11 protein-coding genes are annotated in these 12,268 nt (G+C 60.8%); 8 read left to right on the top strand and 3 right to left on the bottom strand.

Annotation, left to right across the window (positions count from 1 at the left end; all coding sequences use genetic code 11):
* Positions 1–16: 16 nt before the first annotated feature.
* Both KB449_RS07555 and KB449_RS07550 read left to right on the top strand, forming a co-directional pair.
* Entirely contained in the window at positions 17–1,171 is a 1,155-nt protein-coding gene (locus tag KB449_RS07555; protein ID WP_282907794.1) for a GerAB/ArcD/ProY family transporter, read from the top strand.
* The gene (locus KB449_RS07550) at positions 1,168–2,265 is read left to right on the top strand and encodes a Ger(x)C family spore germination protein (RefSeq protein WP_282907793.1); all 1,098 of its coding nucleotides are present in this window, start codon (positions 1,168–1,170) and stop codon (positions 2,263–2,265) included. The genes KB449_RS07555 and KB449_RS07550 overlap by 4 nt, the downstream gene beginning before the upstream one ends.
* 34 nt (positions 2,266–2,299) lie before the next feature.
* Here the strand turns inward: KB449_RS07550 and KB449_RS07545 are convergent, their stop codons facing one another.
* The gene (locus tag KB449_RS07545; protein WP_282907792.1) at positions 2,300–3,382 is read right to left on the bottom strand and encodes a GerMN domain-containing protein; all 1,083 of its coding nucleotides are present in this window, start codon (positions 3,380–3,382) and stop codon (positions 2,300–2,302) included.
* Positions 3,383–3,551: 169 nt separating this feature from the next.
* Between KB449_RS07545 and KB449_RS07540 the strand changes: the two genes are divergently transcribed.
* From KB449_RS07540 to KB449_RS07515, 6 genes are all read left to right on the top strand, one after another.
* Positions 3,552–4,097 carry a phosphatidylglycerophosphatase A family protein gene (locus KB449_RS07540; RefSeq protein WP_282907791.1) on the top strand — a complete coding sequence of 182 codons (546 nt, stop codon included), beginning with the start codon at positions 3,552–3,554 and terminating at the stop codon, positions 4,095–4,097.
* Between the two features lie 456 nt (positions 4,098–4,553).
* Entirely contained in the window at positions 4,554–5,921 is a 1,368-nt protein-coding gene (locus KB449_RS07535; RefSeq protein ID WP_282907790.1) for a YheC/YheD family endospore coat-associated protein, read from the top strand.
* Entirely contained in the window at positions 5,896–7,212 is a 1,317-nt protein-coding gene (locus KB449_RS07530) for a YheC/YheD family endospore coat-associated protein (RefSeq protein WP_282907789.1), read from the top strand. The genes KB449_RS07535 and KB449_RS07530 overlap by 26 nt, the downstream gene beginning before the upstream one ends.
* Positions 7,121–8,494, top strand: coding sequence for a YheC/YheD family endospore coat-associated protein (locus KB449_RS07525; RefSeq protein WP_282907788.1), 1,374 nt, complete (start codon positions 7,121–7,123; stop codon positions 8,492–8,494). The genes KB449_RS07530 and KB449_RS07525 overlap by 92 nt, the downstream gene beginning before the upstream one ends.
* Complete coding sequence (locus KB449_RS07520) at positions 8,494–9,672, top strand: YheC/YheD family endospore coat-associated protein (protein WP_282907787.1); 1,179 nt, start codon at positions 8,494–8,496, stop codon at positions 9,670–9,672. Before KB449_RS07525 ends, KB449_RS07520 begins: the two co-directional genes overlap by 1 nt.
* Before the next feature lie 67 nt (positions 9,673–9,739).
* A complete protein-coding gene (locus KB449_RS07515; RefSeq protein ID WP_350356216.1) occupies positions 9,740–11,089 on the top strand; it encodes a YheC/YheD family endospore coat-associated protein in 1,350 nt (449 codons plus the stop codon).
* Positions 11,090–11,323: 234 nt separating this feature from the next.
* On the opposite strand, the gene KB449_RS07510 is transcribed toward KB449_RS07515, so the two are convergent.
* Both KB449_RS07510 and KB449_RS07505 read right to left on the bottom strand, forming a co-directional pair.
* Complete coding sequence (locus KB449_RS07510) at positions 11,324–12,004, bottom strand: HAD family hydrolase (RefSeq protein ID WP_282907786.1); 681 nt, start codon at positions 12,002–12,004, stop codon at positions 11,324–11,326.
* Positions 12,005–12,078: 74 nt separating this feature from the next.
* Positions 12,079–12,231: a hypothetical protein gene (locus KB449_RS07505; RefSeq protein WP_282907785.1), complete on the bottom strand. Its 153-nt coding sequence runs from the start codon at positions 12,229–12,231 to the stop codon at positions 12,079–12,081.
* Positions 12,232–12,268 lie beyond the last annotated feature (37 nt).

The raw sequence follows: 12,268 nt of genomic DNA, 5'->3' as shown, positions 1-12,268 counted from the left end.
AAAAGGAGGCGGGCCTATGATCCGCTATTACTACTATCACATCTTCTACGTCGGCATGATGAATATCATGGTGCTCGTTCCCTACGTGCTGATCAGCCACAGGTTCGATGGCGCAGTGTCTTCTTTTCCGCTGGCTATCGCTTGCGGCACGCTGTATAGCTACGTAACGTCCGCCGTCTTCCAACGCTTCCCGGGACTCGGACTGCCCGAGATATACAAGCTCTTCCTGCCGGTTTGGCTCGCCAACTGCCTGAACATGGTCGGCGTCGTGGTCTGGTGCACCGCGGGCATCATCGTCTTGTTCTCTTACTCGAACACAGTCGGCATCTTCTTCGATCCCGAGGCCAGCTCCTATTTGAACCTGGCGATCATGGCGGCAGCCTCGCTGTGGGCCGCTTCCCGCACGTCCCGATCGGTACAGTTCACGCACGAGGTGCTGCTTATCGTCAGCACGCCGATCATTCTGTGGATTCTGTTCAAGGCGCTCTTCAGCCACTGGCTGGACTGGGACGCCATTCGGCTCGTCGCCGACGCGGGCATTCGCAAGCCGCCGTCGATGGTCTGCCTTTTCGCAGCCTCCTTCGTCTTCTCCGGCCATATGAACATCACGCTGTTCAACCGACTCAATCCGAGTGACCTTAAGTTCAGGTTCAGGTGGATCATTCCGATCGTCGGCACCTTTTTTTTGCTCGTTTCCTTTTTCGTGCCGATCGGATTCCACGGCACCCAGGCCGTCGGCAACTATCTGTACGTCTGGAGCGTCACGACCGACAGCCTCATGATGAAGTACGGATTTATCCAGCGCGTGCTCTACTTGTTCCTGCTGCTCTATACATTCCTATCGCTCGTGTTCGTCATGAATACGTGGCATACGGGCATGGAGTTTTTTAAAGCCTGCTTCAAAAAGTACAAGCCGCAGACGGACGAAGTCAACGTGCCTGCCATCAACTGGTGGATCTGCGGGGTGTTGGCCGGGCTGACGTTCGTCTACGCGTATTTTACCAACGATATATTCAACCGCGTGGCTGCCGAGCTGTGGCTGGTCACGCGCTTTATCATCGAATCCATTTTGGTCATGCTATTAATCGTCTTCGTCGTCATGAAGAAAAAAGGATACATGAAGCGGATCGACGAATCGCGGAGTCCGCAGAGCGGGGGTGCGAACCGATGATCCTAAAACGAACGCTGCTGCTCTGCCTGGGTCTGACGATGCTCCCGATGCTCGGCGGTTGCCAGTTGAAAGACATCGACAAACGTTACTTCGTCGTCTCCGCAGGATTCGACTATTCGGACAATCCGGCCGCACCCTATCGGGTGTCGCTTCGATTGGCCCTCCCTTCCTCCAAGATCGAAGAGGGCGGCGCCATGTCCGTTGTGCAGACCGCGGATGCCGCCTCAATCGCAGAAGCGGTCCGTCATTTGAAATCGACCGTGGACAAGGAGCTGGAATTCGGACACTGCCGCGAGTTCATCCTCGGCCGTAAGCTGATCGAGAAGGACGGCATCGACAACTCATTGCAATGGCTGTCCCGACGCCGCGATATCCAGAGCGTCTCGAACGTCATGGTCGGCGATCCTGACGCTTACTCCGTCGTCAGCCTGAAGCCCAAGTCGGAACGATATCCGGGCAATTCGCTCTTTCTGTCGTTCGGCAACGAAGGCACGGAGGCGGCCAACACGGTCACGACTTACCTGTTCGATTTGTACCGCCGGGTATACGAGACCGGCCTTGACCCGGTGCTGCCCGTGGCCAACGTGTTCCGGGACGCCTACAAGATCGACCGCGCCGCCGTGTTGGACAAAGACAAAACGCGTCTCTTCCTCGATTCGGACGAGACGCTCTTGTTCAATATGACGGCCTTCGGCGTAGACAATACGATCCTCGTGCTTCCGGATAAACCGCTTAACATCGTGCTCGCCGCTACGCACACGACTTCTAAAATCAATTTAAAGGGCGGAGAGGATCCCGTCGCGATCGTCAATATCCGCATCGAGGGCTTCCTCGAGCAAAGCCCCCCCCATCTATTGGAGAAAGATTGGGGAGGGCTCGAGCGCAAAATGGGCAAGCACTTCTCGGAGGAGGCAGAACGAATGCTGTACAAGATCCGCGACGCCGGCGTCGATCCGTACGGCTTCGGTCTGCATTACTTGGCCGACCATCACAATGCGAAGGGCAGATGGGAGAAATGGAAGCGTCTCTACCCGGAGATTCGGTTCGAAGTGCGCGCGAACGTATCGATTCAAGGATCCGGGTTGATCCGATAGCCGTCCGCGTTGCGGCGAAGCAGGTTCGGCCGACTCAGCCCGTAAAGGCGTTAATCTGCGCCGGGCGTTCGACCGGCTGCTCATACGTCTCGCTGTCCGCTCCGGTGAGCTTGGTGCTGCCGTTGACGGCGACCGCGACCTTCGGCGCGCCGGTCGCCTCGGTCAGGGTCAGCACCAAACCTTCCATCATTTCGGCAGGCATGGGCATTCCGGCCGCCCAATCCTGCTCCTGCAACTTGACCTGCACGGTATCCGACTTTAAGGCGAGTTCTTCTACCTTCGTATTCGCGAGCATGACGGCTTCAAGGCTTTTCGTATCCTGCGGCCCCTTGATCAGCTCGCTCAGCGCGGCGCGGGCACGGTCGCTCTGCCGCTCGACAAGACGCGTTACGGGTACGAAATAGCCGTCTCCCTGCTCGTTTTTGGCGGAAAAATAAAGCGTCACGGCCATCGATTCGCTCACCTTGACCTGCGGCGACCGCTCCAGGTTGATGCCGATATTGCGCGTGAGCACGCCGGGAACGGGCAAGCCGGATGCCGGAAGCTCGGTCATGTCCTGGCCGGCGACGGTGAGATGCACCTTGTCGATGCCCGGCAGCTCCGTCATCGTCCAGACGATGGCCTCGAGCGCCTTGCGCTCGTCCGATGCCGGAATGCCGGACAGCGGCTTCGCGAAATCGACGGTGACCGAACCCGCTTCGGGATTTTTAACGACCTTGGAGACGACCGTCCCTTTGGGCAGCACGGGCGTGAAGCCGGGAGGAAGCTGTCCCGCAAGCTTGGCGTCGGCGGTCATCCAGGCCAACGCTTCGATTTCCGGCGCATTCTGTCCGGTCGCGCTCTCCTGCTTGGACCGGTCCAGCGTCATGGGCGCGACGTAGCCTTTGCTGTCCTTGAGATACACGGTCAAACCGTCGGCGATCGCGGAACTCCCCATCGGCGCCATGGCGTCGTCGGCGGCCTGCAGCATCTGATTTTCGACGGCGGCCGGCGGCGCGTCGATCGGACTTGTGGCGGTCTTTTCTACGCCCGAGATGCTGCAGCCCGTTACAGCGACGGCTAGTCCTCCCGCGGCAAGCAGCTTCCACAACGGTTTTCGAAAATGAACAGGTATCATATTTGCCAATTCCTCCCGCAGGGGCGCCGCGCTTTATCGCTTCCCTCGTATTGTAGTACTATGTATACGAGCCCCCGGGAGAAATATGTACGGTTTGTCCTGCACCGGCGAGGAATATAATGATCGTGATCGCTTGACGCGGGAGCGATACAAGAAAGAGGTGTGTCTCATGTCCAATCCGGCCAACTACCGGCTTAATAGCAAGGAAGTCGCACAGGCGACCATGGACTGGCTCGGCAAGCGCGGCGTGTCCAAGGAGCAGATCGGCCAATTGGTCATGCTGCTGCAAAAGGATTATTTTAAAGATTTGACCCTCGACGAATGCGTGACGAACGTCGAAGCCGTGCTGTCCAAGCGCGAGGTGCAGAACGCCGTGCTGACCGGCATACAGCTCGACATGCTCGCGGAGCAGGGCCAGTTGCTGCCCCCGCTGCAGAACATGATCTGGCATGACGAGGGGCTTTACGGCTGCGACGAGGTGCTCGCGCTCAGCATCGTCAACGTGTACGGCAGCATCGGCCTCACGAACTTCGGCTACGTAGACAAGTTCAAGCCCGGCGTACTTAAGAAGCTCAACGAGAAAAACGGCAAGGACGTGCATACGTTCCTGGACGATATCGTAGGCGCCATCGCCGCTTCCGCGGCCAGCCGGATCGCTCACCGCAAGCAGGCGGAGCGCGAAGCCGTCGAGGAAGCGCTCGGCGACCAGGCTTAACGGTTCGATGATGAATGGCCAGCCTCATGCACAAGCAAAACGCCTCCTGGCGCGCGCCGAAGCGCTCGTCCAGGAGGCGTTTTTGTATTGTTCTCGATTTGTCCAAAACACGGCGCAGATAATGTTCCCTGTGCACGTCGTCCCTTGCGTGTTGCAATTCGCCGCCCAGCGTGCCGGCCTGTAATAGATGCGTGAGGTTTCGGAAGCCGAATCGCTCTCATGGTCCTGAACTAGCGTTCCTTCGAACGCCCTTGTCCAAAGAGGCAGCGAATCCTTCATCTCCCGGCCTCCCCGATCGGCATGTTTCTTCCCAGTATAGAGTTTTTAGGCGGAGTCGGCCAATCACCTATGGATAGATGTCCTCATATGATGGTGTATTCTCGCCTGCGTCCGCAAGGCGGCCCTTCGCGGGCCGTTCGGAGGCGGACTGCGAGCACGTTGGAAGGAGCCGTCCACATGCCTACCCCAAAGGTCGACGTCCAGGTCGTAAGCTCAGGCATAATGGCCGATGACGTCCTGATGCTGGGGGATTCGGTGATGAAGGCAGCCAAAATCCCGGCCCAGCAGCAGCTTATCCTGCAGTTCGGTTCCTTTCGCCAATCGGTCACCGTGGTCCCCGTATCCCGGTACGACGGGCTGCGCGTCGGGCATGCCCTGGCCAGGCGCTTGGGGCTCGCCTCGGGCACGCCGTTGCGCCTTCAGTACCGCTCGGTTTCCCGCACGCTGTCGCTCGGCCCCGTTATCGGGGTGCTGGTCAGCCGGGACTATCCGACGCAGCCCGACAAGCCGTTCGGCAGCATCACGATGTTCTGCCGGGAGCTGGTGGATGCGTGCAGAAGCCAGGGCGCGTTCGTCTACTTTTTCACGCCTGGCGGCATCGGTTCGAGGAGCGGCGGCGTAGAGGGCTGGGTCTATCAAGGCGGATGGCATCAGGCTGTCCTGCCGGCGCCGGATGTCGTAAACAACCGGCTGACCTCGCGCAAGCTCGAGAACAAATCCAGCGTCCAGCAATTTCTGATCGACATCAAGCAGCGCTACGGCGCCCAAGTGTTCAACGAGAAGTTTCTGGACAAATCCGAAGTGTTCGATGCGCTTAAGGGCGATACCGCGGTGCTCCGCTATTTGCCCGAGTCCCATTCGCTGCAGAGCTATACGACGCTGAAGAGCATGTGCGCCAGGTACGCGTCCGTCTTCCTCAAACCGGTGCGCGGCAGTCTCGGCAAAGGCATCATCCGGCTCAGCCGCTCGGGCCAGGAGGGCTGGACGGCGTCGTTCACAACTCCCATGGGCACGCGCAAGCAAGTGTATCCGAATCTGGTGAAGGTGTTCTCTGCAATCAGCGGCAAGATGAAAACCGTGCGCTACTTGATTCAACAGGGATTGACGCTCATTGAGATCGGCGGCAGGCCGGTCGACTTCCGCGCGCTGACGCAGAAAAACGCTTCGGGGAAATGGGTCGTCACGTCCATCGTCGGCAGAATCGCCGGCAGTCAGCATTACGTATCCAATCTTGCGCGCGGCGGTACGCTGTCCACGGTGAAGGAAGCGGTGGCGAAGTCAAACATGGCCCCCGGCGCCCGCAAGGACGTATCGGCGCGGCTGCACAAGGCAGCCCTTGATATTTCCAGGGGCGTCGACGAACGCATTCCCGCCCATTTCGGCGAGCTCGGCGTCGATCTGGCGCTCGACACGTCAGGACGGGTATGGCTGCTGGAAGTGAACTCGAAGCCTTCCAAAAACGACAATACGCCATTAAACGAGGGGAAAATCCGCCCTTCCGTGCGGATGATGATTCAATATGCCCGTTACCTTGCAGGATTCTGAAGGCGCAGGCCGCGGTGCGCGACGCGCGCCGAACGGTCTCCGGCGCGACCGCACCCACGAAGGGCCGGCGAACGAGAGCGAGCTGCGACCCATCGGCATTTTAATCTGCGAACGCAGCGAATATACGCACGGAGGGACGGCAGCGCCGTTCGCCGAAGCGGAGTTCATCCGGCGTCTGATGGCCGCCGCCCCCCGGCATGCGCTCGCCGCCTATGCCTTCGATCCTGCGACCTGGGACAGCCGCACGAACGCGGTCGCAGGCTGGCGCTTTGTGGACGGCGGCTGGCGGCGCGAGACCGTGGAGGCGCCCACGCTGCTCTACGACCGTCTTTGGCCTGACGACCGCGCGTCCCGCGAGCGCAGCCTCGCTGCGCTGCGCACGATGCGGGAGCGAGGCTGCTTCAGGCTGCTGAACGGCAGCCTGCCTGGCAAGACCGCCGTGCTCCGCACGCTGTTCCGCTGCCGCGAGATCCGCCCGCTGCTGCCGCCATTCGCCGCCTACCGGGGTGTCGCCTCGCTCGTCGCCTGGGTCGAAGCGAAGGGAGGCTCCGCCTTTCTGAAGCCCTCCGGCGGCTCGCAAGGAAAAGGCGCGCTCGCCATCGCGGAGTCGGCCGGCGGCAGCTGGACGCTGAGCGGCAGGGATGCCTCCGGAGGTTTGGTGCGCGCGCGCAGGCTTCCCCGCCGAGACGCGCTTCAAGAGGTTCGCGCCTGGGTCGGGCAGCGCCCTTACCTGATGCAGCCGCTGCTGGCGCTTCGCGGCACGCACGGCGAGCCCTTCGACCTGCGCGCGCTCATGCAGAAGAACGGACGCGGCGTCTGGGGCATGACCGGCATCGCGGTCAGAACGGGAGCGCCCGAATCCGTCACGGCCAACCTCCACGGCGGAGGCGTAGCCCGTCCGCCCGCTCCGTACCTCGCCGAATTGTTCGGCGAACGGACGGCAGGTCTGCTGCTGGAACGACTGCGCGAGGCTTCCGGTACCATCGTCGCCCGCCTTGAGCAAATGTACGGCCGGTTCGCCGAGCTCGGCCTCGACTACGGCATCGACCGCGGAGGCCGAATTTGGTTCCTCGAAGCGAACACGAAGCCCGGACGCGCGTCCATGGCGGAGGCCGGAGACGCGGCGATGTCGGATGCGATTCACAACCCATTGGCCTATGCGCGTTACATCCTGCTTGTATCATCTGGGAGGGTATGTCATGAGTTTGACCTTGTGCAACGTTCACTTCACGCAGCAGGCGGAGAAGGTCGTGTGGCTGTCCAGCCCGCTCGCCAAAATGCTGAAAATTGACGACCGCAAAACGATCAACGTAAAACTGGGCCGGGATGTCGTGCCCGCCGCCCTGAAGACCATAAAGCGCAAGGGGCACCACGTCTTCCTCTCCGCAGGGCTCAGGCGCTCCGTCCGCGTCCCGAAATCGGGCAACGTCTATCTGGCCGAAGCGAACGGCGACGAGATCCAGCTTGGACCGCTGATCGGCGTGCTGACGGACGGCGACCGCTCGCAGACCGCGCCTTTCGGCCCGAGGACCGGCTTCGTCAAGCAGCTGCTCGCGATCGGCCAGAAGAAAGCTTATTTCTTCGCGTTCACGCCCAAGGATATCAACTGGCAGCAGGAAACGGTGCACGGCTGGTTCCTCGACGGCGGCGGCGGCTGGGTACGCCGCGTCGTACCGCTGCCGGACGTCGTATACAATCGGCTCCCGAGCAGGCGCGCCGAGACCGGCAGCTATATCACTTCCCTGCGGGAAAAATTCGTCCGCAGGCGCATCCCGATTTTTAACTGGAGCTTTTTCAATAAATCCGACGTGTACAGTCTGCTGGACAACGATCCGGAGGCGCTCGCCCACCTTCCGGAATCGATCAACAATCCGACGTCCGAAAAAATCAAGGAGCTGCTCGAAAAACATCACTTCCTCTATTACAAGCCGACGGGCGGCAGCCTCGGCATGGGCATTTACCGATTGACGTATCATCCGAAGCGGGGCTACTTCGTTCGCTACCGGAGAGGCACGAGCAATGTCCTGCTCCGGTTCACCAGCTTCGCGAGCCTGATCCGCATGCTGAGAGCGCGCCACGGCGCGCGTCTGTCCGGTTATGTCGTGCAGCAGGGGATCCGCCTGATCGAGATCGACCACTGTCCGATCGATTTCCGCTTCCACATGCATAAAAACGGCGACAACCGTTGGGTTGTCGCCGGCATCGGCGCCAAAAAAGCGGGCCGCGGGAGCGTAACCACACACGTTAAAAACGGCGGGCAGCTCATGACGCCCGAACAGGCGCTAAGCCGGACGTTCGGAGACCGCTCGTCCGAAGTGCTGCAAAATGCCAAGGACGCGGCCGTGAAGCTCTCCGAAGCGATCGAGCGCAACTATTCGCATACGCTCGGCGAGCTCGGGCTCGATATCGGCATCGACAAGGACGGGGAGATCTGGATGTTCGAGGCGAACGCGAAGCCCGGACGTTCGATTTTCAAGCACCCCGCGCTTAAAGAGCAGGGCAAAGCCTCGCTTGAATATATTCTGGACCACTGTCTGTATCTCAGCAAATTCCGCAGGAAGGATGAGTCCTGATGCTACGACCAGCCGGCGCAGAACCGGGCGTGCTTGCCGTGACGCCGGGAAGCGCAAACGTGCAGGCGCAGGAGAAGCCCGTCCTCGCGATCTTGACGATCGACGACGACCTGCAGTTGTTTCGAGGCAACCGACAGAACTTCGCGGACCTGCTGAAGACCGGCGAGGACCAAGGCTTCCTGACTTACGTCGTAACCGTCCGGAATCTGAAGCTTAGCGCGCCTCGCGTGCTGGGCTTCACGTACAATCCTTCGAAGGACATATGGCTCAAATCCTGGTTCCCCCGGCCGACGCTCGTATACAATCGCATTCCGCTCCGCGAGGATGAGAGATTGCCCTGGGTGCGCAAAAAGCTGGCGCGGATCGCCAGCCAGCCCGACATGGCGTTTTTCAATCGGCGCTTCTTCAATAAATGGTCCTTGTTCAAATGGCTGAGCCAGTATAAAACGACGCGCGGCTTCGTCCCCGAGACGAAGCGGCTGACCGAGCAGACGGTGCTGTCCGGCATGCTGAAGCGTTATCCGCTCGTGTATCTCAAGCCGGTCATGGGCAAAGCGGGCGTCGGGATCATGACGGTCAAGATCTCGCCGGAAAAAAACCTCCCTTACCGTCTGCAGGTGCAGGACGAAAAAGGAAGCAACACGTACCACTGCTCGACGCTGAACCGGCTTTGGCTGCGGGTGCGCGCCAATACGAAAACCCAATCCGAGCCGTATATCGCCCAGCAGGGCATCTCGCTTGCGAAAGTGAACGGCCGTCCCTTCGACCTGCGCGCACTCGTGCAGAAAAACGCGGACGGCGCCTGGGAGCTGACCGGCATCGGCGCAAGAATGGCAGGCTCCTCGAGCATCACGACACATGTGCCGCGAGGCGGCTCGATCGAGGACCCGGAGCGGCTGCTCGCTGCCGTGTTCGGACCCGAAAAGGCGCAGCAGGTATTCACGAAGGTCCGCCAAACCGTGCTCGTACTGGCGGAACGGATCGAGCGCTCCTCTCACAGCCGTCTGTTCGAAATGTCCATGGACCTTGGCGTCGACGAGGATGGACATCTGTGGTTTTTCGAAGCGAACTCCAAGCCGATGAAATTCGATGAGCCGCATATACGCAAAAAGTCGCTCGAGCGCATTTTTCAATACGGCCAATATATTCATCGGCGGCGCAGCCAGGAGCGAAGGTAAGGCCGTCAAGCGACAGTAAAGCCGGAACGCTTGCCCTTGCGGCAGATTCCCAACCGAGGTGACGAACGTGGCGGCGCAGCCGACGCTTGGCATATTGACGCTGTACTTGAACGAACGCAAGATGCTGGAGGAAAAGTCCGTCTATGCGCGCATGACCGTGATCGGACGCAAGCTCGGTCTCTCCGTATTCGTCTTCACGCCGGACGACGTCGACGAGGCGGGCGACCGCATTTTCGCGATGTTTTACAGCCCCGATTCCCGATCCTGGGAACGCAAGTGGGTCCGTTTCCCGCAGCTGATCTACGACCGCTGCCGAATCCAGCGCAGCCCGAGATTCCAGCGCTTGCTTGCCTTCAGGCGGAAATACGGGCACCTGACGTTCCTGAACCGGCCGCTTCGCAACAAGTGGACCGTTCACCGGACGCTGGGCAAGGTCGCCGCCTTCGAGGCTCACCTGCCCTCGACCCGATTCTACGATTCGCCCGAAGACGTGCAGGCGATGCTTCGGAAGCATTCGCTTGTGTACGTGAAGCCAATCAACGGCACGGGCGGCCGCGGCATCCTGCGCGTGGAGCGGATGAAGGACGGCACCTACGCCGTCCAGGGTCGCGATCACGCCCGGCGAATCGTGACGCCGCGGCGTGTGTCCAAGGAGCAGCTCGCCGCCGTGCTGCGGTCATGGGATAAGCACGGCGACCGGTATATCGCGCAGCAGGGACTGCATATCCGTTTGCCGAGCGGGCGAGTGCACGATTACCGGATGCTCGTGCAAAAAAACGGCGAAGGCGAATGGACGGTGACCGGCTGTGCCGGCCGCGTCGGTCCGCCCCGCAGCATCACGAGCAATTTGCATGGCGGCGGCAGAGCCGTGCCCATGAATACACTGCTGCGCGAATGGATCGGCAGCGAGGAGCGGATCGGCCAGATCCGCAAGACCGCCGAGACGCTCGGCATCGGCGTGGCGCGGCATCTCGAGCGCACGTACGGCGCGCTGTGCGAGCTTGCGCTCGATCTGGCGATCGACCGTGAGGGCCGCGTCTGGCTCTTGGAGGTCAATCCGAAGCCCGCGCGCGAGGTGTTCATCCAGGCGGGCGAGCGAGACGTATACCGGACGGCGCTGTCGCGGCCGCTCGAGTACGCGGTGTGGCTTCACCGCCAGCGGCGGCTCGCGCGCACCGGCAAAAGCCGCTTGCCGGCCGGCTCGGGCGTGGGCAGCGCAGGTGCAGGCAGCGGCAGCGGCGGCGCTGCGGCCGGCGGTCCCGTCACCGGCGGGGGGAGCGGCGCCGGCTTTGCTGCCGGCAGGCCGCAGGCATCCGCGGGCGGAGTGCCGCCGGTAAGCGGCAGCTTCCCTGCGGAGACGGCCGGGAGCGGCGGCATCGGCAGTTTAAGCGGCATGGGAGGAGGAGCAAACTTCTGAATCCGGCCACCGCCGCGGACTGGATCCGATTCGCGCTCGCCTCCTAAATAGCAGGCATTGGCTCCTGCCGGCACTGCAATTAACCCTTGCTTTCTCTATAACCGGCGATTACAGCCCACATTGCCCGATTCTGCCCCCTTGCCTTCCCATTCGTGCCGTTACGTGGAAACAACCGTTAACAAAGAACCGTCAGGGATAGATCACCCTGACGGTTCTTTTAAGTTGAGCGGAATTTTATATTCCAACTCCGCGCACCAAATCCAGCAGCTCGGAAAAGCGCGCGATCCGCACGTCCGCTCCGTCCAGCTCGCCCTCGCGCCGGAAGCCGGCATAATCGCAGCCGACCGTGAACAGGCCGTTTCCTTTCCCGGCTTCGACATCCGAGTGACGGTCGCCGACCATCCACGCCGACTTCGCGCCGCTTTGCTCGAGCAGCAGGCGGACAAGCTCCACCTTGGAGCGCGTGGCGTATTCGCCGGCGCTGTAGAAGCCCTCGAACAAATCGCCGATGCCTCTCAGCCTCGGCACTTCTTTGACGTAGGATTCCAATCCGTTGCTGGCCACGAACAACCGCACGCCGCGCGACTTCAGCTCGCCCAGCACCTCCGGCACCCCTTCGTACAATTCGCCCCGCCCGTTCTCCAGCTCCTCCAGCTCATACTGCAAGAGCAATTCATTGGCGCGGTCCTGCGCAGCTTGCGAACCGTCCGGCATGACCTTCTGCCAGATATGCTCCAGCAGCATGCCTAGCGAGCCTAGCAAACGCTCGACAGGCGGCTCAGGCGCTAGGTATAAACCTTCCTCGCGCAAGGTTGCGAAGACGCGGCGATGCACTTCTTTAAGCAGCGTCTCGGTACGAAACAAAGTTCCGTCCAGATCAAAAAGCATGGCCTCCGGTAAATCGTACGGTTTCATAGTCGACTCCTCGGTTTTTTCATCCATCATACCGGAGCCCGGCGGAAGTGGCAAATTTCTAACGATCATCGATATTAACGGGAAGCGCGCTCACCGGCAGGATTGCGAAGCTTTCTCTTTTTCGCATGCCATGCCTTAATCCATAACGCGCGCTCCTCGTCGCGGTACAGCCGGATCCCGAACAGCTTCAGCGGCGTCCACACTTCATGAAAGTAGTAGTAGGGCAATACATGTCCCATCCTTTACAAGATTTTCAAGACGTAT

Source organism: Cohnella hashimotonis, assembly GCF_030014955.1.
Taxonomy (GTDB): Bacteria; Bacillota; Bacilli; order Paenibacillales; family Paenibacillaceae; genus Cohnella; species Cohnella hashimotonis.
Note: the sequence above shows the minus strand (reverse complement) of the source record. Positions and strands in the feature narration are given on the sequence as shown.

Excerpts from the sequence above, each read along its gene's own strand:
- KB449_RS07555 (WP_282907794.1), top strand. The coding sequence starts at position 17 with ATGATCCGCTATTACTACTATCACATCTTCTACGTCGGCATGATGAAT.
- KB449_RS07530 (WP_282907789.1), top strand. The coding sequence starts at position 5,896 with ATGCCCGTTACCTTGCAGGATTCTGAAGGCGCAGGCCGCGGTGCGCGA.
- KB449_RS07520 (WP_282907787.1), top strand. The coding sequence starts at position 8,494 with ATGCTACGACCAGCCGGCGCAGAACCGGGCGTGCTTGCCGTGACGCCG.
- KB449_RS07545 (WP_282907792.1), bottom strand. The coding sequence starts at position 3,382 with ATGATACCTGTTCATTTTCGAAAACCGTTGTGGAAGCTGCTTGCCGCG.
- KB449_RS07550 (WP_282907793.1), top strand. The coding sequence starts at position 1,168 with ATGATCCTAAAACGAACGCTGCTGCTCTGCCTGGGTCTGACGATGCTC.
- KB449_RS07540 (WP_282907791.1), top strand. The coding sequence starts at position 3,552 with ATGTCCAATCCGGCCAACTACCGGCTTAATAGCAAGGAAGTCGCACAG.
- KB449_RS07535 (WP_282907790.1), top strand. The coding sequence starts at position 4,554 with ATGCCTACCCCAAAGGTCGACGTCCAGGTCGTAAGCTCAGGCATAATG.
- KB449_RS07525 (WP_282907788.1), top strand. The coding sequence starts at position 7,121 with ATGAGTTTGACCTTGTGCAACGTTCACTTCACGCAGCAGGCGGAGAAG.
- KB449_RS07510 (WP_282907786.1), bottom strand. The coding sequence starts at position 12,004 with ATGAAACCGTACGATTTACCGGAGGCCATGCTTTTTGATCTGGACGGA.